At 69.5% G+C, this 22,103-nt stretch carries 15 protein-coding genes; 9 read left to right on the top strand and 6 right to left on the bottom strand.

The features are described 5' to 3' along the window. Positions 1-73: 73 nt before the first annotated feature. The 4 genes from ACWEIJ_RS18820 (at position 74) to ACWEIJ_RS18805 (ending at position 5,551) form a co-directional block, all read left to right on the top strand. Positions 74-757: an ABC transporter ATP-binding protein gene (locus ACWEIJ_RS18820; RefSeq protein ID WP_449838439.1), complete on the top strand. Its 684-nt coding sequence runs from the start codon at positions 74-76 to the stop codon at positions 755-757. Beyond that, positions 754-2,529 (top strand): FtsX-like permease family protein, encoded by a 1,776-nt coding sequence (locus ACWEIJ_RS18815; protein ID WP_449838438.1) that lies wholly within the window; start codon positions 754-756, stop codon positions 2,527-2,529. The genes ACWEIJ_RS18820 and ACWEIJ_RS18815 overlap by 4 nt, the downstream gene beginning before the upstream one ends. A gap of 264 nt (positions 2,530-2,793) precedes the next feature. Further along, positions 2,794-4,809 carry an NACHT domain-containing protein gene (locus ACWEIJ_RS18810; RefSeq protein ID WP_449838437.1) on the top strand — a complete coding sequence of 672 codons (2,016 nt, stop codon included), beginning with the start codon at positions 2,794-2,796 and terminating at the stop codon, positions 4,807-4,809. 52 nt (positions 4,810-4,861) lie between these two features. Beyond that, on the top strand, positions 4,862-5,551 hold the full coding sequence (locus ACWEIJ_RS18805) for a hypothetical protein (protein WP_449838436.1): 690 nt from the start codon (positions 4,862-4,864) through the stop codon (positions 5,549-5,551). A 49-nt stretch (positions 5,552-5,600) separates the two neighbouring features. Here the strand turns inward: ACWEIJ_RS18805 and recQ are convergent, their stop codons facing one another. Both recQ and ACWEIJ_RS18795 read right to left on the bottom strand, forming a co-directional pair. Then, positions 5,601-7,595 (bottom strand): DNA helicase RecQ, encoded by a 1,995-nt coding sequence (gene recQ, locus ACWEIJ_RS18800; protein ID WP_449838435.1) that lies wholly within the window; start codon positions 7,593-7,595, stop codon positions 5,601-5,603. 39 nt (positions 7,596-7,634) lie between these two features. Next, on the bottom strand, positions 7,635-9,485 hold the full coding sequence (locus tag ACWEIJ_RS18795; RefSeq protein WP_449838434.1) for a Xaa-Pro dipeptidyl-peptidase: 1,851 nt from the start codon (positions 9,483-9,485) through the stop codon (positions 7,635-7,637). A gap of 101 nt (positions 9,486-9,586) precedes the next feature. On the opposite strand from ACWEIJ_RS18795, the gene ACWEIJ_RS18790 reads away from it, so the two are divergent. From ACWEIJ_RS18790 to ACWEIJ_RS18775, 4 genes are all read left to right on the top strand, one after another. Next, positions 9,587-10,525 (top strand): maleylacetate reductase, encoded by a 939-nt coding sequence (locus tag ACWEIJ_RS18790; protein WP_449838433.1) that lies wholly within the window; start codon positions 9,587-9,589, stop codon positions 10,523-10,525. A 90-nt stretch (positions 10,526-10,615) separates the two neighbouring features. Continuing rightward, complete coding sequence (locus tag ACWEIJ_RS18785; RefSeq protein WP_449838432.1) at positions 10,616-11,911, top strand: alpha/beta hydrolase; 1,296 nt, start codon at positions 10,616-10,618, stop codon at positions 11,909-11,911. Further along, positions 11,911-14,361, top strand: a complete 2,451-nt coding sequence (locus ACWEIJ_RS18780) for a phosphatidylglycerol lysyltransferase domain-containing protein (protein WP_449838431.1) — start codon at positions 11,911-11,913, stop codon at positions 14,359-14,361. The genes ACWEIJ_RS18785 and ACWEIJ_RS18780 overlap by 1 nt, the downstream gene beginning before the upstream one ends. A gap of 71 nt (positions 14,362-14,432) precedes the next feature. Continuing rightward, positions 14,433-16,460, top strand: a complete 2,028-nt coding sequence (locus ACWEIJ_RS18775) for an ATP-binding protein (RefSeq protein WP_449838430.1) — start codon at positions 14,433-14,435, stop codon at positions 16,458-16,460. Here the strand turns inward: ACWEIJ_RS18775 and ACWEIJ_RS18770 are convergent. Both ACWEIJ_RS18770 and ACWEIJ_RS18765 read right to left on the bottom strand, forming a co-directional pair. Continuing rightward, positions 16,382-16,990, bottom strand: coding sequence for a LysE family translocator (locus ACWEIJ_RS18770; protein ID WP_449838429.1), 609 nt, complete (start codon positions 16,988-16,990; stop codon positions 16,382-16,384). The genes ACWEIJ_RS18775 and ACWEIJ_RS18770 overlap by 79 nt on opposite strands. 69 nt (positions 16,991-17,059) lie before the next feature. Further along, a complete protein-coding gene (locus ACWEIJ_RS18765; RefSeq protein WP_449838428.1) occupies positions 17,060-17,638 on the bottom strand; it encodes a DUF4232 domain-containing protein in 579 nt (192 codons plus the stop codon). Between the two features lie 62 nt (positions 17,639-17,700). On the opposite strand from ACWEIJ_RS18765, the gene ACWEIJ_RS18760 reads away from it, so the two are divergent. Next, positions 17,701-18,579 carry a hypothetical protein gene (locus ACWEIJ_RS18760; protein WP_449838427.1) on the top strand — a complete coding sequence of 293 codons (879 nt, stop codon included), beginning with the start codon at positions 17,701-17,703 and terminating at the stop codon, positions 18,577-18,579. Here ACWEIJ_RS18760 and ACWEIJ_RS18755 read toward each other — a convergent pair. Both ACWEIJ_RS18755 and ACWEIJ_RS18750 read right to left on the bottom strand, forming a co-directional pair. Continuing rightward, complete coding sequence (locus tag ACWEIJ_RS18755; protein ID WP_449838426.1) at positions 18,563-19,708, bottom strand: acyl-CoA dehydrogenase family protein; 1,146 nt, start codon at positions 19,706-19,708, stop codon at positions 18,563-18,565. The genes ACWEIJ_RS18760 and ACWEIJ_RS18755 overlap by 17 nt on opposite strands. Before the next feature lie 83 nt (positions 19,709-19,791). Beyond that, complete coding sequence (locus ACWEIJ_RS18750; protein WP_449838624.1) at positions 19,792-22,095, bottom strand: chitinase C-terminal domain-containing protein; 2,304 nt, start codon at positions 22,093-22,095, stop codon at positions 19,792-19,794. Positions 22,096-22,103: the final 8 nt, after the last annotated feature.

The raw sequence follows: 22,103 nt of genomic DNA, 5'->3' as shown, positions 1-22,103 counted from the left end.
ATCGGCCGAAAGACAGAGGCGAGCCCTGCCCGGGACGGAGGTTTCCGCCTCCGTGCTGCACTTTGCTGGCCATGTGAACAACTACGCTTCCGCCGCGGTCGACCTCGTGAAGGTGTACGGCTCCGGCGACACCGCGGTTCGAGCACTCGACGGGGTGACGGTCGGGTTCCGGCCCGCCGCCTTCAGCGCGATCATGGGGCCGTCCGGGTCCGGCAAGTCCACGCTGATGCACTGCCTGGCCGGGCTCGACACGGCCACGTCCGGTGCGGCGCTGCTGGGCGGCAAGGACCTGACCCGGCTCTCCGACAACGCGCTGACGAAGGTGCGGCGGGACCGGATCGGGTTCGTGTTCCAGGCGTTCAACCTGCTGCCGACGCTGACCGCGGAGCAGAACGTCCTGCTGCCGTTGAACCTGGCCGGGCGGCGCCCCGACCGTGCCTGGTTCAGGCAGCTCGTGGAGGTGCTGGGGCTGGCGTCACGGTTGGCGCACCGGCCATCGGAGATGTCCGGCGGGCAGCAGCAGCGCGTGGCGTTGGCGCGTGCGCTCGTCACGCGGCCTGACGTCATCTTCGCCGACGAGCCCACCGGGAACCTCGACTCCACGTCGTCCGCGGACGTGCTGAACCTGCTGCGGCAGGCCGTGCGCGAGTTCGGTCAGACGATCGTGATGGTCACGCACGACGACCGTGCCGCCTCGTACGCCGACACCGTCGTGCACATGGCCGACGGCCGCGTTGTGCGGGCGGTCGCGGCATGAGGAGGTTCCTGCCCGTTCTGTCGATCCTGATCGCCGCGTTCTTCGCCTACTCGACGGTGCTCGCCAAGGACATCGCCGAACGCTCGCTCGCGGTGAGGGCCGCCCGGCTGGTCGAGGTGTTCGCGCTGCTCGGCGCGTTCGTCACGGTCGCCATGATCGTGGCCGCGCTGGTCTCCACCTCGACGTTCCGGATCGTCTTCGCGCAACGGATGCGCGAACTGGCGTTGCTGCGAGCCGTCGGTGCCACCCGCGGCCGGTTGGCGCGACGACTGGTGACCGAGGGGGCCGTGGTCGGACTGCTCGCATCGATCGCGGGGGTGGCGCTGGCGGTGGGCGCGGGGCAGCTCGTGCCGCTCGCGGGCTTGGCGGCGCCTGGGCTTCCGCTGACGCCGGCGCTGGTCGTGGTCGCGGGATCGTTCGTCCTGACGACGCTGGCCGTGCTGGCGCCCGCGTGGTCCGCGGCGAAGGTCTCGCCGCTGGAGGCGCTGCGCACGTCGGCCGTCCAGGACGGCAGAAGCCGGATCGGCCGGCCGCGCTGGGTGCTCGGCGTCCTGATGGCCGCGAGTGCGGGCGTGCTCCTGGTCGACGTCGCGGTCGACGGTCTGGCCACCAAGCAACGGCCGACCGGGATGACCGATGACCTGCTGCTGCGCACCACCATCAGCGGTGCGCTGGCGTTCGGTGCGTTGATCACACTCGGTCCCGCGTTGATCTCACCGGTGCTGCGGCTGATCAGCATTCCGTTGCGGCGCAGCACGATCGGGACGCTGGCGATCAGCGGCGTGGGTGGTGCGCCACGCCGAGCCGCCTCGGTCACCGCGGTGGTGGCGCTGGGGGTCAGCCTGATCATCGCGACGCTGACGGGCGCGAACACGTTGCGGGGACTCGGAAAGGCCGAGATGGCCGGCGCCTACCCCGCCGACCTCGAGATCACCGGACCGGTGGACGCCCAGGCGCTCACCGCCGCCGGGCTCACCGACGTGCGGCCCTACCGGCGTACCGAGATCACCGTCAACGGACGGCTCACCATGCGCGGCACCGATCTCGACCTGACCAAGCTCCGCGACCTCGCGGACTTCGAGATCGACACCGGTTCGCTCGCCGGCATGGGACCGCACAAGATCATTCTCTCGACCTACACCGCCGGCAGGCTCGGGGTAGTCGCGGGATCGGAGGTCGACGTCAACGGTGTGCGGATGACCGTGGCGGCAACGGTGTTCGGCGGTGTGCCGCTCGGCAGCGCACTGCTGCATCCGTCCGATGTGGATGGAGAGCCGGTCGGTGCGCTCGCCAACGGTGCCGCGGAACGAGTCCCAGCCGGGTACTCGGTCGAGTCGCTCACCGAGCACCGGCTCGCCCAGGAGAACTGGTTCACCACATTGGTGGCAATCGCAATCGGACTGCTGTTCCTGACCATGTTGATCGCCGTGGTGGGAGTAGGATCGACCACGGCGTTGTCGGTGCTCGAACGGACCCGCGAGTCCGGACTCCTGCGTGCGATCGGCTTGACCCGCAAGGAACTCGGCCGTCTCATCACGACCGAGGCAGGCCTCTACGGAATGGTCGGCGCGCTGATCGGGCTCGCCATCGGGATCCCCTACGCGTGGCTCGCGATCATCTCGCTGGGCGTCGAATGGCCGTTGCAGGTACCGGTCGCCGCCGTCGGCGTGGTGGTGCTCGCCCTGGCCGCACTCACCGCAGGTGCGGGGCTGCTGCCTGCCCGCCGTGCGGCACGGGTGAGCCCGGTGGCGGCACTTCACTCCATCCAGTGAGCCTGCGGAACCACCACAACGACGGAACCTCCTGGGGACAGGACATACCGAGCGTGGGCATCTGAGGCTGCTTGTGCCGATGGTTCGCGTGTGAGTTATGCCGGATTGGACCAACAGTGCCTACCGGCGCACACGTCGACCGTGACCCCGCAGCCGCCGAACGCGGCATCCGTCCGGCCGGGCCTCCGAGTCACTTCCGCGATCCCGGCGACCCGGTTACCGTCGTTCGCCGGGATCGCGGAGGTGAAGGTGGATCCGAGCGGGGTGACGAGAGCTGCACGGCTGACCGCATTGGCCGCGTTGTGCCTGGTCACCGTCGTCTTGTTGCTCCCGGCGGCGATCAGCGTGAGCACTGGCGGGGCCGTTCCGGCGTTCCTGGGTGAGTTCGGCCGCTGGTTGTGGCCCGCCGTCGGGCTCATGGTGCTCGTCGCGATCGGTCTCGCGATCTGGGAACGTGTGCGCGGTCACGAGACGAGCAACCGCACCGCGGCGCTCGGCCGGGTCGAATCGCGGGTGAAGGCGTTGCTGGCCTCCTCCCTGGCCGCGCAGACCCAGATCAAACTCGGCGTGCTGCGGCAGCCCCGGCTCTCGGTCCGCACCGAGGGCGAGGAGGTCGCCTCTTCCGACCTCGAAGCCGTCTACGACCGCCTGGGCCACACCATGGTGCTCGTCGGACCGGTCGGCAGCGGACGGTCGACGCTGTTGCGCGAACTTTGCCTGGTGCTGGTCGAACGTGCGCGCAACGACCCGGAGGCGCCGATTCCCGTTGTCGTGGACCTGGCTACGTGGCGGGCGTACGGCACCCGCAAGCCGACCGAGTTCACCGCGTGGCTGTTGCGCGAGGTGAACCGCCGCTACGGCATCAGCCGCTCGGCCGGCACGATCTGGCTGCGCCGCGAGCGGCTGGCGGTGCTCATCGACGGCCTGGACGAGGTGCCGCAGATCGACCGTGCGCATTGCGAGTCCGAGCTCGCGCCGTTCGCGTCGGTGGTGTGCTCGACCACGCCGATCGAAAACCTGCCGTCCGTGTACGTCGAACCGTTGTCGCGTGGACAGGTGCTGGAGTACATCGCCTCGGTCAGCCCTCGTCTCGACAGCCTGGAATCAGCTCTCACGCCGGAGATCTGGGAGCGGCTGGACTCGCCGCTGGCGCTGAACCTGCTGGCGCTGACACATCTCGATCGCCAGGTCGACACCATCGGCACCGATTTCGTGGGCTCCTTCGTCGTGGAACGGCTTTCCGCCCAACGCGCTGCGGGCCCGACCATCCGCGCGTTGAAGTTCTTGGCGCGGTTGGGACGGCCGGACCTCGGTGCGCCCGTGCACATGCCTCACCGTCGTGCGTGGCTCCCGCTGCTGCCGACGCGCCCGTTGTGGTTGTTGTTCGTGCGCGCGGTGCCTGCTGCATATGCCGGTGGTGTTTGTGCCGTGGCATTTCTGACGGGCCTGCAGCTCGGGTTGTGGTCGGCATTGGTGTTCGTCGTCGCGGCTTCTTCGTTGCTCGCACTGGTGAACAGGGTGCCGCGCGTCTTCCACCCGCCCGGACGTGCGCACGGAATCATCACCGCCGCCTTGGGATTCCTGGCGGGCGTGTTCGCCGGATTGCTGGTCGGTCTCGCCGGATTGTGGCTCGGCGGCATTGGTGCGCCGTGGCCGTACGCGGTCGCGTATGTGTTCGTTGTGGTGGCGGCCTTCTTCCTGGCGTTGGGTTTCGTACCGGGCGACGCGCCCGTGCCGTGGTCCGTGCTGACCGCGGCCGCGCCGGGCGTGTCGATGATCTGGACCGGCCCGTACGTGGTGTTGGCCGGCATGGGAATGGGCTTCTCCGCGGGTGTGGCAGGCGGGGTGTTCGCCGCTGCCGTGGGACGTGTGTGGCGCACGGTGCGCCCGGGACAACAACAACGCATGCGATTCGGCCGGCCGTGGTGGGTGCAGCCGGCCGTCCCCGCACTCGGATTGGTCGGTGCACTGGGCGGCCTCGGGGCGTTCGGATCCTGGGGCACCGCGCTTGGCGTGGCGCTGGGGTTGCTCGTGACACCCACCGCGGCCCGCGACTACCTCTGGCCGTTCGACGCACTTGCCGAGGTGGCCGCGGAAGGCCTCACCCGTCCACTGTCGCTGGGCGAGTTGTCGTTCCGCCGCAAGGCCTTGCTGCACCTCGCCCAAGACCGGCTGCTGCTCACCCGCGTTGACGGCGAGTACCGCTTCGCGCACGTGGCCCTGCGAGATCACCTGGCGGCATGTGACCCAACCGCAATGCTCCGCGCGACGCGTCGTTGAACCTTCCCGATGTGTGGGACGTACGGCCTGAAAGAAAGGTCGGGTGTTGCACATGCGCTGGTCGAAGGGCTGGATCGCGGGCGCCGGGGTGTTCTCGGTCATCGCGGCCATCGGGGGCACGGCCTTCGCCCTCGCCGGATCTGAGACTCCCGCAGCGCAGTCGGGTGTGGCGGGCAAGGAGGTGTGCGCCGGACAACCGGTCACCCTCGTCGACAACGCCGGTACGGCCGGGGTGTTCTCGGATCAGCTTCCAGTGGGAACTTCTCTGCGGATCACGAACACCGCCAACGGGCGAGCGGCGACCGTTGCAGTTGCCGGGGTTTCCACCGGATGTGCCGCGGTCAACACCGCGGCTTTCGATTTGTTGCGGTCGCCGGATTCGGGGCAGAGCGGGAAGGAAAGCGTTCTCCGGCGGGTTCGGGTGGAGATCGTGGGGAATGCTCCCGCACCGGTCCGGACGGCCGCGCCGCGGATTCGGGCCACCGGCGTGGTGGAGCAGGTTGTTTGTGACGGGGCGACCGTCGGGATGTCGGCGGTGGGTGGAGCCCCAGGGGCTTTTTCTTCCACTTTGCCGGTGGGGACTTCGGTTCGGGTCACCAATCTGGACAACGGGAAGCAGGCCACAGTTCGGATTGTCGGGGTCGGGTCGGCATGTGTGGTGTTGAACAGTGCTGCTTTTGATTTGGTCGGGGAGTCTGGAAAGAATGTGATCAAGCGGGCTCAGATCGAGAAGGTGGTCTGAGGGCCGTCGTGCTGCCACCTTGCCCTGTGACGAGCTGGCGAGCGGCTGGTTACCAGTCCATTGGCTCGTCTGGTTCCTCTGGGGTCGGCCACTCGTCGTCGGCGGTGCCGGCGCCCCAGGCCGCGCCGCCCTGAGGTGTGGTTTTCGGCTTGGGCTTGGGCTTCGCGGTGTCCGGGGCGGCGGAAGGCGAGGCTGTGGTGGGGGCGGCGCCCGCCACCACTTCGAGGATCTGGTCGCCGTACTTGGTCAGCTTGGCCTGGCCCACGCCGCTCACCGCGCCCAAGGCCGTCAGGGTGGTGGGGCGGGTGGCTGCGATGGACTTCAGGGTGGCGTCGTGGAAGATCACGTAGGCCGGCACGCCCTGTTCGCGGGCTTGGGCGGCTCGCCATTCGCGCAGGGACTCGAAGAGGCCGGTTGCTTCGGCGGGGAGGTCCACCTTCTGCTTCGCGGCGGTGGCGGCGGTGGCGGCTCGGGTGGTCGAGCGGGCCGGGGCCGGGTCCTTGCGGAGGTGGACCTCGCGTTTGCGGGCCAGGACGTCGGCGCTCGCCTGGGTCAGGACGAGCGTCGAGTACTCGCCTTCCACGGCCAGGAGGCCCTGGGCCAGGAGCTGGCGGACCACGCCTCGCCACTCGCTTTCGTTCAGGTCCTCGCCGATGCCGAAGGTGCTGAGCTGGTCGTGGTCGAACTGGATGACCTTGGCGGTCTTGCGGCCCAGGAGGATGTCGATGGCTTGGCCCGCGCCGAACTTCTGGTTCCGCTCCTTGCGGAGGCGCCAGACGGTGGAGAGCAGTTTCTGGGCCGCCACGGTGCCGTCCCAGGACTCCGGCGGGGTCAGGCAGGTGTCGCAGTTGTTGCACGGGACGCCGGACTGGCCGAAGTAGTCCAGGAGCATGGTGCGGCGGCACGTGATGGTCTCGCAGAGGGCGAGCATCGCGTCGAGGTGGGCTTGGGAGCGGCGGCGGAAGGCCAGGTCGCCTTCTGACGACTCGATCATCTTGCGCTGCTGGACCACGTCGCTGAGACCGTAGGCCAGCCAGGCGGTGGAGGGGAGGCCGTCTCGGCCCGCTCGGCCCGTCTCCTGGTAGTAGCCCTCGACCGACTTGGGGAGGTCGAGGTGAGCCACGAAGCGGACGTCCGGCTTGTCGATGCCCATGCCGAACGCGATCGTGGCGACCATGACCAGGCCCTCCTCGCGCAGGAAGCGGGCCTGGTTGCGCTGGCGGGTCTGGGCGTCGAGGCCCGCGTGGTACGGGAGGGCCGGGATGCCGTTGGCCACCAGGAACTCGGCGGTCTTCTCGACGGAGGCGCGGGACAGGCAGTAGACGATGCCCGCGTCGCCCTGGTGTTCGCCGCGCAGCAGGTCGAGGAGCTGCTTCTTCGGTTCCTTCTTGGCGACGATGCGGTACTGGATGTTCGGGCGGTCGAAGCTGGAGACGAACTGGCGGCCTTCGGAGAGGTCGAGGCGCGTGAGGATCTCCTCGCGCGTGGCCTCGGTCGCGGTGGCGGTGAGGGCGATGCGCGGGACCTTGGGCCAGCGTTCGTGCAGCTGGGCCAGGGAGAGGTAGTCGGGGCGGAAGTCGTGGCCCCACTGGGAGACGCAGTGCGCCTCGTCGATCGCGAACAGGGCGATGTCGCCCTGGTCGAGCAGGCGCAGGGTGGCCTCGGACGTCAGGCGTTCCGGGGCCAGGTAGAGCAGGTCCAGCTCGCCCTGGACGAACTCGGCCTCGACGACGCGGCGCTCGTCCCAGGAGAGCGAGGAGTTCAGGAAGCCCGCGCGGACACCGAGGGCGCGCAGGGCGTCGACCTGGTCCTGCATCAGGGCGATCAACGGCGAGATCACCACGCCGGTGCCGGGGCGGACCAGGGCGGGGACCTGGTAGCACAACGACTTGCCGCCACCGGTCGGCATCAGCACGAGCGCGTCGCCGCCGGCGATCACGTGCTCGACGATGTCGGCCTGGTCGCCGCGGAACTCGGGGTACCCGAAGACGCGCTGCAGCACCTGCAGCGCGTCTTCGAGAACGACACCGTCGGTTGAACCCATGCCGCCGATGCTAGCGAGCTGCACCGACAGTCCTGGCCGCTAGCCCAGTTTGCTTTGCGTACCTGCGGAAACGCTGGTGGCGATGATCGGATCGGCGGACGCCGACGGCACCGAGCCGCGCAACGGGATCCGCACCGAGGTGTCCGCCAGGTCGACCGTCAGGCGGGGCAGCTGGCTCGGCCGCACGATCACGCTCGAGTCGGTGCCGCCGATCAGCAGGCCCAGCCGGTGCCCGGCGGGGATGACGTGGTCCGTTGTGGACAGTCGGAACGTCATGCGGTACTTGGTTCCCGGCGTGATCGTGCGCGGAGTGGTGAGCGACGCGTAGTTCGCGAGGTCCGCCCATCCGCGTGCGATGATCTGCGCGTCGACGTTGCCCGTCGTTGCTTCCGTGTCGCGATAACAGGCGTCATCGCCCGTACGGCTCTCGCCCCAGCACGACTCCGTGGTCAGGGTTCGGATGCCCTCACCGGTCCGCACCAGAGCCGGGCCGTAGTCGATGAGGTACGCCGTCAGGTGCGCGGTCGGCGTCGATGACGACACGCCCACCGTGATCGACGACGTGCCCGCTACGCGCAGCTCGGAGGTCAACGGTGCCGTCGAGTAGGTCACCCGGCCGGTGTTCGAGCCGGAGAGCCAGGTGGACGGCGTGGCGTTGCCGTTGTCGGTGAACGCGGCCGTGCCGGTGCCAGGCGTTGTGCCGAAGCCCGAAGAAGAAGGCCGCAACACGGTGCTGACGGTGCCGGCGGGCGGCCACGTCTGGTCGTCCGCCCACTGGTCCGGCGCGCGCTCCGCGGACACCTGGGGCTCGTTCTCGATGCCGTTCGGGACGTTCAGCAGCCAGCGGTCGAACCACCGGTGCAGCGTCGCGACCCACTCGCCGCGCCGGAAGTCGAACGGGTCGACGTGCGCGGTCTGCGAGAACCAGAGCTTCTTCGGCACCGATGCGGGCACCGCGTCCCAGAACTGGCCGAACTGCAACGTCTTCACGTTGAGGTCGTTCTGCCCGTGGACCGCGAAGATCGACGCCTTCACGCGCGAGGCGTTGCGCACGAAGTCACGTGCCTGCCACATCGCCGTGTAGTCGCCGTTGGCCGGAGAACCGTTGTTCATCTGCGTGCGCACGGCACCGCACCGCGAGCGCGCGTTGGAGTTCTCGAACTGCGATCCCAGGCCGGTCGGCGAGCTGTAGCTGGTGTACGCGACACCGTCCGAGCGGAACCAGTCGTACCACGAGCTGATGCCCGCGATCGGCACGATGGTCTTCAACCCGTCGATACCGGTGGCCGCCACGCCGTTGGCGATCGAGCCGTCCCACGACTTGCCGATCATGCCGACGGCACCGGTCGACCAGGAGGCGCTCTTGGTCGCCGTGCCCGTCATGGTGGTGTAGCCGGTGCGACGGCCGTTCAGCCAGTCGATCACGGCGGTGGCGGACGTGATCTCCGACTGACCGCCGACGTCGACGCAGCCGCGCGACCGGTTCGTGCCGAGGAAGTCGACCAGCACGACGGCGTAGCCGCGCGGCACGAAGTAGTTGTCGTAGAAGAGCGGGAACTTCACCGGCACGCCGGCGGAGTCGTAGGTCTTGACCTCGCTCTCGTTCCCGCGGCCCGCGCTCTGGTAGTACGGGCTGGCCTCCATGATCACCGGCACGCGTCCGGCCGTGGAGGGTCTGATGATGTCCGCGGTCACCCGGTCGGGACTGCCGTCACCGTCCGCGTCGAGGCCGGTGTCGACGTAGACGGTCTCGCGGACCGCGTCGGCCATCGAGTGGATCGGTGCGGACACGCCGCCGGACAGGGAGAACGCCGGTGTCGCCGCTGTGGCAGGGATTGGCGTCAGGGTCAGGGCCCCTGCTAACGCCACTACAACACGAACACGCTTCATGAAGGTTCACGCTAAGGAGTGACGATGTCACTCGTCAGAGCCGAAAGGATTGATCCTCAGCGGTTGCGGCCACTACGGCGAGTGCCGAATATTCGTCCTCCGTGGGCTTCACCTTCGAACCGGCACGCACGCGCGTCCTCTTCGGGCGCGGCACCGCCGCGTCGGTGCGCGCCGAGGCCGAGCGTCTTGGCGCGTCACGGGTTCTGCTGCTCGCCCGGCACGGCGGCGACAAGGTGGCGGCGGAGCTCGGGCCTCTGCTCGCGGCCCGGTTCACCGGCGCGACGATGCACACGCCGGTCGAGGTCACGGAGCGCGCGCTCGGGCTGTTGCGCGAGCACGGCGCGGACTGCGTGGTGTCGGTCGGCGGCGGATCGAGCACGGGACTGTCGAAGGCGCTCTCGGTGCGCGCGGGGGTGCCGCAGATCGTCCTTCCGACGACCTATGCGGGTTCCGAGGTCACTCCGGTGCTCGGCGAGACGAAGTCGGGGCGGAAGAAGACCCGGCGCGACGCCGCGATCCAGCCGGACACGGTGATCTACGACGTCGACCTGACGCTGGACCTGCCGTTGGACGTCACGGTGACAAGCGCGCTCAACGCTCTCGCGCACGCCGTCACCGCCCGAGGCAACGAGAACCCGCTGATCGACGCCATCGCGACCAAGGCGATCGACGGCATTTTGCACGCTTTGAGCGGTAATCCCTCCACCGTGGACGCACGGACCGAGCTCCTGCACTCCGCCTGGCTCGCGGGGACGTGCCTCGCCGCCGTCCCCATGGGACTGCACCACAACCTCGCGCACGTTCTGGGCGGTACGTTCGGTTTGCCCCACGCGGCCACGCACACGGCGTTGCTCTCTCACACGGCGCCCGCCGACCTGGCCAAACGGATACACGACACGGCCACCCGGTTCGGCGCGGCCACCTCACTGCGCGAACTGGGCATGACGGAGTCCGATTTGTCCCGAGCTGCCGAGATTTCAGAGCACCCCGACGCACTGCGAGTGCTGACGAACGCGTGGCGCGACGTACCAACCGGCTGATGGGTTGTCATTCCAAAGGCTGATGTTCACAGCTATGAATCACAACCAACCTCCGATGTGATCCTGAAGATCTGCTGATGAAATGGAGGCATGCTCAGCCCCCTGGATCTGTCCCTGGTACACGGACCGATCCCCACCGCCGCGACCGTCGCTGCCGCCGTCGCGCTGACTTATCTGGCGATCAGGAAGAACCGGATCTGGTGGACCAGGGTGCTGCCGATCGTGGTGCCGTCGTGCGCGGTGGTCGTGTTCGGGCTGAGCTACGTCGTCGACCACGTGTGGAAACCCTGGCCAGAGCCGTTGCCGGTGGTTCTGACGATCTGGGCGGGCGCCGCCCTCACCGCGCTGGCGCTCGCTGCCGCGCGGCTGGGCACCGGACGATGGTACGGCCGTGTGTTCGGCGTGTTGTTGGCGCTGGGTGTCACCGCGAGCGCGATGGTCGCCACGAACGCGCACTTCAGCCAGTACCCGACCATGCGCGCGGTGCTGGACGTCTTCCGGAACAACCGGGTCGACCTCAACGAGGCCGCCCCTCCCCCCGCCCGCGTGGTCGACGTCCCCGCCGGCAAGAAGCTCGCCGACGTGTGGACGAAGCCCGACGACATGCCGGACAAGGGCACGGTCTCCGAGTCGGCGATCCCCGGCGCGTTCCCCGCCCGGCCCGCGTGGATCTACCTGCCGCCCGCCTATCACACGACGCCACGGCCGAAGCTGCCGGTCATCGTGCTGCTGGCCGGTCAGCCGGGCAACCCGCGCGACTGGTTCGACGGCGGCCGGATCACCGACAACCTGGACGCGTACGCGGCCAAGCACGAAGGGCTCGCGCCGATCGTGGTGGTGGCCGACCAGCTCGGCACGCCGACGGCGAACCCGCTGTGCCTCGACTCCGCGCTGGGCAAGTCGGAGACGTACCTGGCGCGTGACCTGCCCACGTGGGTCAAGCAACGGCTGACCGTCGACGAGCGCCGCGAGGCGTGGACCATCGCGGGCTTCTCCCAAGGCGCCACGTGCGCGGTGCAGCTCGCCGTGCGCGCGCCGGATGTCTACGGCAACTTCGTCGCCCTCGCTCCTCAGCGCGAGCCCACGCTCGGCACGCGGCGCGAGACGGTCAAGGCGGCGTTCGGCGGCGACGAGGCCGCGTTCGTCCGGGTCAACCCAATGGACATCCTCGCGCGCCAGACCTTCCCGCGAACCGCGGGCACCATCGTCGCGGGCCGCGACGACGCCACGTACCGCAAAGCGGACGCAGAGGTGTTCGAGGCCTGCCGCAAGGCTGGAATGGACGTGTTGTGGAAAGAACTGCCGAACGGCCACGACTGGAACATGGCACGGGAGGGCTTCTTCGGTTCGCTGCCGTGGCTCGCGGGGCGGACAGGACTGGCCTGATGCTCATCCGGTTCTTCCGGACCGCACCGCTCACCTGCACGTTCCTGATCGCCTTCTGGACGGTCGGGGCGTTGACCGGCGCCATCGGCGACCAGAACGACCAGCTGCTCGCCCGGATCGGGTTCGGCACCGACAGCGCGCTGTGGACCGCGTTCAGCTCGGCCCTGTGGTCGATGGACCTGCTGGGTTATGTCGCGACCACGGTGCTGCTGCTGGTCGTCGGACCGCTGGCGGAGCGGTCGTTCGGTGCACTGCGCACGGCGGCGATCTTCCTGTCGGCGCAGGTGGCCGGCTCGTTCCTGGGCCTCGGGCTGGTGCTGATCGGGCGGGACGTGCACTGGTCGTGGCTCGACTCGCTGGTGGGCGAGGTCGCCGCCGGGCCGTCGATCGGCGGGGTGGGGCTCCTGCTCGCGCTGACGTACCGGATGCCGCCGCTGTGGAGGCGCCGCGTCCGGCTGCTGACGATCTTGTCGGTGCTGGTGCTTACGCTGTACTCAGGTTGGCTCGAAGATCTGCTCCGGCTGTCCGGTGGCGTGTCCGGACTCGTGATCGGGGCGTTGTTCCTGAAGAGCGGCGCGGTGCACAAGCCGCGCACGTTCCAGGACACGCGGGTGCTGGTGGCGCTGCTGCTCGCCGCATCGGCGTTGGGACCGGTGGTGGCGATGATGTCGCCGTATCCCAACGGTCCGCTGCTGTGGTTCGCGGACGCCGTGGCGGTCGCGCAGCCGTCGCAGGAGTACTTCGACGCGGTGTGCAGCTCCGACGCGGTCGACCTGTGCCGGACGATGACGATCCAGTTGTCGTACGGCCGGTTCCCCGCGCTGGTGATGTCGCTGCTGCCGGCGTTGCTGCTGCTCGTGCTTGCGGAAGGGCTGCGCCGCGGCCGGCGGTTCGCGTGGTGGTCCGCGCTGGTGTGCAACGTGGCGTACGCCGCGTTCATCGGGTGGTACGTCGTGGAGGCCGCGCGGATTCCGGACGCCGGTGCGGGAGAGATGGCGTTCTCCTTCGGCGTCCCGATGCTGGCACCGCTCGCGATCACCATCGTGCTGTTGTTGACGCGCAAGCACTTCGCCGTGCGTCTGCCTCGGCACGCCGTCAGGAAGTTCTGGCGGTTCACGGTCGGCAGCGTGGCGTTGCTGTCGGCGCTGTACGTCTTCGGCGGGTACCTGGTCCGCGACCAGTTCACGCCGGAGCCGGGGTTCGCGCAGCTGCTCGCGGACCTGCCGACGCGGTTCCTGCCGCCGGGGTACCTCGACCTGGTGCCGCTGCAGTTCTCGGCGGAGGGGTTCGCCGGCACGCTGCTGTTCGAGTACACGGGCGTGGTGTTCTGGCTGATCGCGCTGGCCGGTCTGCTGATGGCGTCGTGGCGCTCGTGGCCGTCGTCGTGCGAGAAGGAGGCGGCGCACGCTCGGGAGCTGATGCAGCGCTACGGCGGTTCGTCGTTGTCGTACATGACGACGTGGCGCGGCAACCAGTACTGGTTCACACCCGACGGTGAGAACGCCATCGCCTACCGGGTGGTGGCCACGATCGCGCTGACGGTCGGCGACCCGATCGGCCCGGCGCGGGTCGAGGCCGTGCGCGGGTTCACCGAGTTCTGCGCGAGCAACGGGTGGACGCCGTGTCTGTACAGCGTCGGAACGGAGACGAGGGAGGCGGTCGCCGGTCTCGGGTGGTCCGCGGTGCAGGTCGCCGAGGACACCGTGATCGAACTGGACAAGCTGAGCTTCACCGGCAAGAAGTGGCAGGACGTGCGCACGGCCCTGAACAAGGCCGCCAAGGCCGGCATCACGGCCGAGTGGTGCACGTTCGGCGACGCGCCGTTCGCGATCACCGACCAGATCCGGTCGATCTCGGCGGAGTGGGTCGCCGACAAGGGCCTGCCGGAGATGGGCTTCACGCTGGGCGGCCTGGAAGAGCTGACCGGCGACGGTGTCCGCTGCCTGCTGGCGGTCGACGGTGACCGCACGGTGCACGGCGTCACGAGCTGGCTTCCGGTGTATCAGGACGGCGAGATCATCGGCTACACGCTCGACTTCATGCGCCGCCGTGCCAACGGTTTCCGCGGGTCGATGGAGTTCCTGATCGCTTCTGCCGCACAACAACTTCAGACCGAGGGCGCCCGGTTCCTGAGCCTGTCCGGTGCGCCGCTGGCCCGCCTGGACCGCGGTGAGCGGCCCAGGGCGCTGCAGCGCGTCCTCGACTTCACCGGGCAGGTGCTGGAGCCGGTGTACGGGTTCCGCTCGCTGTTCGCGTTCAAGGCCAAGTTCCAGCCGACGTACCGGCCGATGTTCATGGCCTACCCGGACTCCGCCGCCCTGCCGCGCATCGCGAACGCGGTGAGCCGCGCGTACCTGCCGCACCTCAACGCGCGTCAGGGACTTCGCCTCGCGACCAAGATGATCATCCGCACTCGTGGGCGCGCGCCCCTGCACGGTCGAGCCGACTAGGCCCTAGACCGAAAGGGTGGTGAGGCCATCCTCCTCATCACCGTCGGCCGTCGCTGAGCGAAGATGCGCCGATGACCGTGCGGGGCAATCTGCCTGCCCAGACCACGACGTTCATCGGCCACCGGGCGGTGCTCGCCGGAACCGGGGCACTCCTCGGCACGGCCCGGCTGGTCACGCTGGTGGGCACCGGCGGGGTCGGCAAGACGCGCATCGCCGTGGAGGTCGGGCGGGCCGCGGCGCGGGCGGCGGTGTTCCAGCACGGGGTCTGGGTGGTGCCGCTCGCGGGTCTCAAGGATCCGGCACTGCTGGCGCGCACGGTCGCGGCCGAGCTCCGGATCGTCGACAACTCACCGGACGCGTGCCTCTGGCGGCTCGTGGAGTCGTTGTACGACAAGCACTTGATGCTCGTGCTGGACGGCTGCGAGCACCTGCTGGAGTCGGTGCGGCACCTCGTGCACCACCTCATGCGGGACTGCGAAGGGCTGACGATCCTCACGACGTCTCGCGAGAAGCTCGGCGTCTACGGCGAGCGTCTGGTCCGGGTACCGCCGTTGGACGAGGACGCGGTCTCGTTGTTGCGGGAACGGGCGGGCGCGACCGGCGACGCCGTGCCGGAGGCCGCGGCGCTGTGCCGGGCGCTGAACGGGCTGCCGCTCGCGATCGAGCTGGTGGCGGCGCGGCTGCCCGAGCTGTCACCGGCTGACGTGCTCGATCAGCTCGGCCGCCCGGCCGCGCTGGAGCGGGTGTTCGAGTGGGCGGCGGGGCAGTGCACGGACGAAGAGCGGCGGCTGTGGGCGGCCATGTCGGTGTTCCCGGCGGACTTCGACCTCGCCGCGGCCGAGTCGGTCGCGGGCGCGGACGTGCTGGAGCCGTTGGCCGCGCTGGTCCGCAAGGCGGTCGTGGTGGCGACGACGAGCCCGGTCACGCGGCGGACGCGCTACCGGTTGCCGGACGCCGTGTCGCAGTTCGGTGCTCGCATGCTCACGAGCACGGAAGAGCCGTTACGTCGGCATGTGCTGCACTACAGCGCATTCGTGGACGAGGCGGCGCGCTCGTGGTTCTCGCCGGACGAGACGTCGTGGCTGGGCCGGCTGCGGGAGGAGTGGCCGAACATCCGCGCCGCGGTCGGGTACGCGCTGGAGACTCCGGACCTGGCCGAGATCGGCACCGTCATGGCGATGAACCTGCAGCGCAGCCGGTTCACGTCGGCCGCGGGCCTGCTCGGCCAGGCGCGCGACCTGCTCGCGGCGGCGCGCAAGGTGGTCACCGAGCCTCCGTTGCTCACGTCGTTGCTGGCGCACTGCGCCTACCTCGCGCAGGCGCAGGGGGACATGGCAGCGGCCATTCCGTTGCTGAACGAGGCCCGTGCGCTGCCGCGGATGCCGGAGGCGGACAGGCATCTGGTGCTGGCCGAGGCGACGCACCTCTTCTTCGTGGTGGGCTCACCGGACTGCGTGCCGCTGTACGCGCACGTCGTCGAGTTGTGCCGTGAGCACGCGTCGCCGGGCGACACGTACAACGCCGAGCTGATGCACGCGATGGCCGTGTGCTTCCTGATGGACGCAGAGGCCGCCGACAAGGCCACCACCGGTCTGACCAGGCTGGCGGAGCACCACGGCGGGAACGCGTGGGGGCTCTGGCTCCGGGCGCTGTGCGAGCTGCTGCACGGCGACCCGGCGCAGGCGCACCAGCCGGCGTTGGAGGCGTTGCGGATCCAGCTGACACTCGGCGACACCTGGGGCCCCGTGTTCAGCCTGTGGTTGCTGGCCTGCACGTGCGCGGAACTGGGCGCCCACGACCGCGCGGCGCGGCTGCTGGGCGCGTTGCGGTCGCGGGAACGGGTCACGCGGATCTCGTTCGCGCACCTCAGCCCGTTCCACCGGCTGCTGGAACGAGCGGACCGGACCGTCCGCCGCGTGCTCGGCGACGACTACCAGGTGATCACGACGCTGGGCCAGGACCTGCGGCAGGAACAGGCGATGGAGTTCGCGCTCGAACCGGTGCCCGACTCCGAGCGGCGTCAGCGGGCGTCCGCGGCGGTCTTGAGACCGAACGCGATGAGCGCCGAGGCGGACAGGCGGTCGAGCACGGTTCGTTGACGGAGCAGGAAGGCGCGGGCCCGGCCGGCCGCGGTGATCAGGATCGGGAACCACAGCAGGCCGATGCCGAGATGGATGGCCACCAGCACCACGCCCCACGCCGGCTCGCCCACAGGGAGGAACTGCGGCAGCAGGGAGAGGTAGAAGACGCCCGGCTTGGGGTTGAGGAGGTTCGTGAGGAGCCCGACCCGGACGGCCGCGCGTGCGGACGGCACAGGTGCGGGCTCGTCCGGCGCGGCCGGACGGCGGGAGTTCCACAACGCCTTGACGCCCAGGTAGATCAGGTAGGCGGCACCGAGCCAGCGGACGATGTCGTAGGCCAGCTCCGACGCCTGCAGCAGGGCGGTCAGGCCCACCAGGCCCGCGGTCGCCCACACCAGGCAGCCCAGGGTGCTCCCGACCACGACCCCCAGTGCGGTCCGGCGGCCCACCAGCACGGCGGTGCGCAGCACCAGCAGGGTCTCCAGGCCCGGCGTGATGACGGTGAGCAGCGCGACGAGCGTGAAGCTCAGCAGTGCGGTGGTCGACATGTCGTCATGAGAACACGGAAAAGGCAGGCCGCCGGAAGAGTTAACACGGCGGACACGCGTTCAGGGCCACTACCGGTACCAGGCCCGCACGCCCAGGCGGCCGGTGCTGCCCAGGTCGATGTGGAGGTCCTTGCCCGGCGACGCGGGCAGCAGCGTCTGGAACGTGCCGCCCGGCGCGGCCGCCAGGTCGACGTGGCTGCCGACCAGCGGCGGGTCGGTCGAGGTGTTGGTGTTCCGCCACATGAACGCGCTCTTCGCGCGCTCCCCCGGCGGCACGACGATCGGCTGCGGGGCCTCGTCGAAACCGTCCACGAGCGCGATGCCGCCGGAGCCGTCGAGGATCTGCACGTCCAGCTGCTGCCAGCGCTCTCCGAGCAGCTTCACCTGCGGGTATCCGTTGAGCTGCAACGGTTGCGTGCCGCAGTTGACCGCCTCCACGGCCATCACGCGCAGGCCCGTCGCCGCGTCCGTGTAGCCGGCGGTGAACCGCAGACCGGTGTCGCACGACGGCTCGCCGGACGTGGGCGTGGGCAGGGAGATCGGCCGCGCGACGTTCGGTTGCGGCAGCGGCGCCTGCGGACGCGCTCCGCACGCCACCAGGCCGATCAGCGCGGCCAGAGCGACGAGAATCCCGCCCCCAGTTCTCATGCGATCGATCATGTCACGAGCGTCGCCCGCGGGTTCTCGCAAGCGGTAGGTTCGGAGCTGCGATGACCGGACCGTTCCACCTCGTGCTGCGCAACGCGATCCGTGAGCGCGGGCTGCCTCTGGACCGCCTGCGGTCGCGCCTCGCCGAGCGCGGGATCGACGTCGGGCTCGCGAGTCTGAGCGACTGGCAGCACGGCCGGGCCTGGCCGCGGCGGCCGAAGTCGTTGCAGGCCATCGCCGCACTGGAGGAGATCCTCGACCTGCCGGAGCGGACGCTGACGGGCCTGCTCCGCTCGCACCGGCCGCCACCGTTCCGGCCGCGTCAGGGCGTGGACGAGTACAGCGGGCCGATGGCGGAGCTCCTCGACGCGCTGCCCGGCGCACGGGCGTGGCGGCTGGAAGTCCTGACGTCCGAACAGGTCGTGCACGTGGGGCCGGACCGCGTCCCCGCCCGCCTTTGCGGCCGTTCGGTCGCGCGGGCCCGTCGTGACGACGTGGACCGCACGGTGGTCCGCTACTACGGCGGACCGGGATGCGAGATCGACCGGGTCGAGGTCGTGCCACGGCGCAACTGCACGCTCGGCCGGGTGCTGCGGCACCGCGGCGGACGGGTGCTCGCCGCGGAACTCCTCTTCGGCCAACCACTTCAGGCCGGTGACACGTGGGTGTGGGAGACCGAGCTGCACGACCCGGCCGCAGCACGCACCGACTGCGCTCACGCCTTCCGGCGGCCGGAGGGCAGTTACCTGATGGAAGTGCGGTTTCACCCGGAAGCCCTGCCCCAGCGCGTGTTCGAGTACTTCCGCGCTGATCTCCACGTGGAACAGCACGTGCTGACCGAGCTGCCGTTGAACGTCCACAACGCGGTGCACGTGACCACGACCGGCATGACCTCCGGCGTGGTCGGCATCAACTGGGAATGGCCTACAGGATCGGGGTGATGTTGGGCTCGACGCCCAGCAACGCGCGGCCGCACGCCTCCAGGTTCCACGACGGGTTGACCATCGCGTGCCGCAACGCGGTCTGCATGTCGCGCAGCAGGACGTTGAGAGGACTGGACTCCGCCACCGCGGCCGCGCCGTGTGCGCCGACCAGCGCGTCCAGCGCCTCACCGCACTGCCGGACCGCATGGGTCACGTGCAGGCGGTGCCGTGCCCGCGTCCGGTAGTCGGGAAAGGTGCCGGCCACCGCGTGGCCGTCGATCACCTCGGCGCTCGACCGGACCAGCAGCCGCGCGACGTCGATCTTGGCGGTCGCCTCGGCGACGGCGATCTGGAACGCCGGGGAGTCGCTTTGCCGTTGGTAGGTGGTGAACGCGACGGGACGACCGGCAGCCTTGGCCATCACGTGGTCCAGCGCGGCCGAGGCCATCCCCAGGTACGTGCCGGCCATGTAGGTGAGCACGGTCGAGATCAACGCCGACCGGAACCGCGGCGAGGACCCGGTCGCGGTGGTGACCGCGTCGTTGAGCCGCAGCACGCGGTGGTCCGGCACGAACACGTCCTGCCCGGACACCAGGTTGCTGCCGGTGGCGCGCATGCCGACGGTGTGCCAGGTGTCCTTGATCCGCAGCTCGCTCATCGGAATGGCCGCGACGCCGACCTGGTCCGGCGCGATCGGGAACCCGAACAGGCCCCACGACGAGTGCAGGCACCCGGAGGCCGGGACCCACTCGCCGGACATCCGCCAGCCGCCGTCGGCCCGTTCGGCCGTCGCGTGCGGGGTGAGCACGATGCAGACGTGCGTGTCCGGGCCGTCCGCGTAGATCTCCCGCTGCGCCTGGGACGACAGCTGGGCCACCACCAGATCGGCCGCGCCGAGGATCATCACCACCCAGCTGGCCGACGGATCGCCGTGCGCCAGCTCGGCCAGCGCGTCCACGGAGGACCGCAGCCCCAGTTCGAGACCACCGAACTCGGCGGGCACGAACATGCGGAACATCCCGGCGTCCCGCATCGCCGTCATCGTCTCGTCGGGCAGCCGGCGGTCCCGGTCCCCCGCCGCCTGGTTACCTGCCAGCACCGGCCTCAGCGCGGCCGCCGCCGCCACCAACTCCGCTGATTCACGCATGACACCCCCTTGTCGGCCGAGGCTAACAAGGGGGCTCTCCCTGCGACGGGCCGCTCGGCCCGATGGACCCGAAGAGCGGAACGTCAGACCCGTTCCCACAGCGCCGGCACGTTCGGTGGCTCCCAGCCCGTCAGCGAGGTGTGCGCCTGACGGCAGCGGTAGGTCATGCCGCCGTAAGTCACCAGCGCACCCGTCGCGTAGTAGGTGTTGGGAGCCCACGCACTGCCGCCTGGGTTCGTCGTGGTCGTCGTAGTTGTGGTGCTTGTCGTGGTGGTGGTTGTGGTGGTTGACGTAGGCGGTGTGCCACCACCACGCGGCAGGTCACCCGAAATGACGTAACTGTTGCCACCGAACGTGAACGTGAAGTTCGACGGCGACGAGATAGGCATGTAGTAGTTCAGCCGGACGTCCACCGACGCGTTCGGCGCGATGGTCTGCCACGAAGGCAGCGTCACGACGACGTGCTGGAAGTCGCCGCGCAGACCGCCGATGTTGTTGCCGCTGTGGCCCTTCGTCGCCACGGACAGCCCGAACCCGGACTGGTCGGTCATGCTGCCCGGCGCGCTCGTGCCGTAGTCGAACTCGATGCGCGTGCCACCGGGGATGGTCGTGGTCGAGCTGTTGGTGATCCGCATGGTCGGGTTGATCGGGTAGTTGTTGTCGCCCAACGCGAACCCGCTCAGGGTGACGCCGGCGTTCAGCACGTTGGCCGGCATGGTGCGGCCGGCCTTGGTGTTGCCGTACGGTGCCGCGCCGCGCAACCCGTCGTTGATCTTCGTGAGCAGCGTGTCACCGATGTAGTACTGCGACTTGGCGCTGTCGTAGGCGTAGTCGCCGGCCAGCTCCCAGATCATGACGCCGCCGAGGCCCTTGCTGTTGACGTAGCCGGTCTTGGCCGCGATCGACACGTCGTCCTCAGTGGACAGGAAGACGCCCTTCGAGCTGTTCCACAGCCACGGGGTGACCATCGTGCTGTTGTAGTTGCGGGTGTAGGTGCCGGTGATCCGGTCGTTCGGGTCGTTCACCGGGTCGAGGCCGTACTTGGCGAGGTAGTCGGGCGTGATGCCGTTCTGCAGGTTCATGGCGTGCCACACGGGGTTCACGCCGGCCGGCACCTCGGCGCCGTTGAGCACGTCGTGCCACAGGTTGTCGATGCCGATGGCACCGTTGCCACAGGGGACGGTCGACCCCACGGTGCCACCCGTTCCCGGCGGGCACTTCGTCTGGTCGGGCAGGGCCGCGGTGCCCCACAACCCGTTCGTGCCACCGGTGACGCCGCGCCAGCCACGTGTGTAGAAGCCGACACCGAGGTTGATCCGGCCGGCCTGCATCGCGCCGCGGAAGTAGTGGTAGGCCCAGTCGGTGTTGAGGTAGCCCTGCCCGTCGTACTGCGGGGTCGTGTACACCTGCCAGTGCGCCAGCTCCGCGTCCTGACCGTTGTCGTACAACGCCGCGTTGGGGCCGACGAAGTGATTCCACGCGCCGTGCAGGTCGTAGCTCATCACGTTGGCGTAGTCGAGGTACCGGGTGACGCCGTAGACCTCCTGGCCGCGCAGCAACCAGCCGGACGCGGGCACCGCCGCGGTCAGCAGGTAGTGCCTGCCGTCGGCGGCGCCGGCCCGGTCGAGCCTGTCGCGCAACGTCCTCATCAGGTTCTCGTAGCCGGTCCACAACGTGCCGCGGTTGGCGTTGGAGATCCAGAAGTCGTCCGGGTTGCCGGCGTAGTTGTTCGACGTGGCGTACTCGTAGTCGATGTCCGCGCCGTTGAACCCGTACTGCCTGAGGAAAGCCACGACCGAGTCGGCGAACGTGTCGATCGACGCCTGCGACTGGGCGAGTTTGTAGAAGCCGCCCGTGGCGCTGCGCGAGCCGTCGGCGTTGAGAATGCCACCGGTCTCCGCCCAGCCGCCGATCGAGATCAGCGTCTTCACGTTCGGGTTCTGCTTCTTGTACTTGGTCAGCAGGTTGAAGTTGCCCTTGTAGGACAACGCCGGGTCCATCTCCGCGCCGGGCACACCCGGCCACTCCATGCCGATCGACGAGTTGTTCGCGTTGTTGTCGCCGACCGAGATCCTGTTGTCCGCGCCGATGTGCGCGAACGCGTAGTTGATGTGGGTGACCTTGCTCCACGGGATGTTGCTCGGCAGGTACGCGGGCGAGCCGTCCTTGCCGGTGCGCCAGCTGGTGAAGTAGCCGATCACCCGCCGGGTCTTGTCACCCATCTTCTCGCGGCCGCTGGTGTCGTAGACCGTGCAGTACGGGGTGTCGACGCCGGGCGTGCGGTAGAGGCCGTCCGGGCGGCAGTCCTCGTTGCCCGCGGCCTGCGACGGCGCCGGGCCGACCGTCGCGACGAGGACGAGACCTGCGACCGTGGCGAGCGCCGCCATCAGGGGGA

It is taken from the genome of Lentzea sp. NPDC004789 (assembly GCF_053601075.1).
The sequence above is the reverse complement of the archived record's forward strand: the minus strand, read 5'-3'. Positions and strand labels throughout refer to the sequence as shown.

Bases quoted from the DNA above. Each gene is read 5' to 3' on its own strand.
- ACWEIJ_RS18815 (WP_449838438.1), top strand. From the start codon at position 754: ATGAGGAGGTTCCTGCCCGTTCTGTCGATCCTGATCGCCGCGTTCTTC.
- ACWEIJ_RS18805 (WP_449838436.1), top strand. From the start codon at position 4,862: ATGCGCTGGTCGAAGGGCTGGATCGCGGGCGCCGGGGTGTTCTCGGTC.
- recQ (WP_449838435.1), bottom strand. From the start codon at position 7,595: ATGGGTTCAACCGACGGTGTCGTTCTCGAAGACGCGCTGCAGGTGCTG.
- ACWEIJ_RS18795 (WP_449838434.1), bottom strand. From the start codon at position 9,485: ATGAAGCGTGTTCGTGTTGTAGTGGCGTTAGCAGGGGCCCTGACCCTG.
- ACWEIJ_RS18785 (WP_449838432.1), top strand. From the start codon at position 10,616: ATGCTCAGCCCCCTGGATCTGTCCCTGGTACACGGACCGATCCCCACC.
- ACWEIJ_RS18780 (WP_449838431.1), top strand. From the start codon at position 11,911: ATGCTCATCCGGTTCTTCCGGACCGCACCGCTCACCTGCACGTTCCTG.
- ACWEIJ_RS18775 (WP_449838430.1), top strand. From the start codon at position 14,433: ATGACCGTGCGGGGCAATCTGCCTGCCCAGACCACGACGTTCATCGGC.
- ACWEIJ_RS18770 (WP_449838429.1), bottom strand. From the start codon at position 16,990: ATGTCGACCACCGCACTGCTGAGCTTCACGCTCGTCGCGCTGCTCACC.
- ACWEIJ_RS18765 (WP_449838428.1), bottom strand. From the start codon at position 17,638: ATGAGAACTGGGGGCGGGATTCTCGTCGCTCTGGCCGCGCTGATCGGC.
- ACWEIJ_RS18760 (WP_449838427.1), top strand. From the start codon at position 17,701: ATGACCGGACCGTTCCACCTCGTGCTGCGCAACGCGATCCGTGAGCGC.
- ACWEIJ_RS18755 (WP_449838426.1), bottom strand. From the start codon at position 19,708: ATGCGTGAATCAGCGGAGTTGGTGGCGGCGGCGGCCGCGCTGAGGCCG.
- ACWEIJ_RS18750 (WP_449838624.1), bottom strand. From the start codon at position 22,095: ATGGCGGCGCTCGCCACGGTCGCAGGTCTCGTCCTCGTCGCGACGGTC.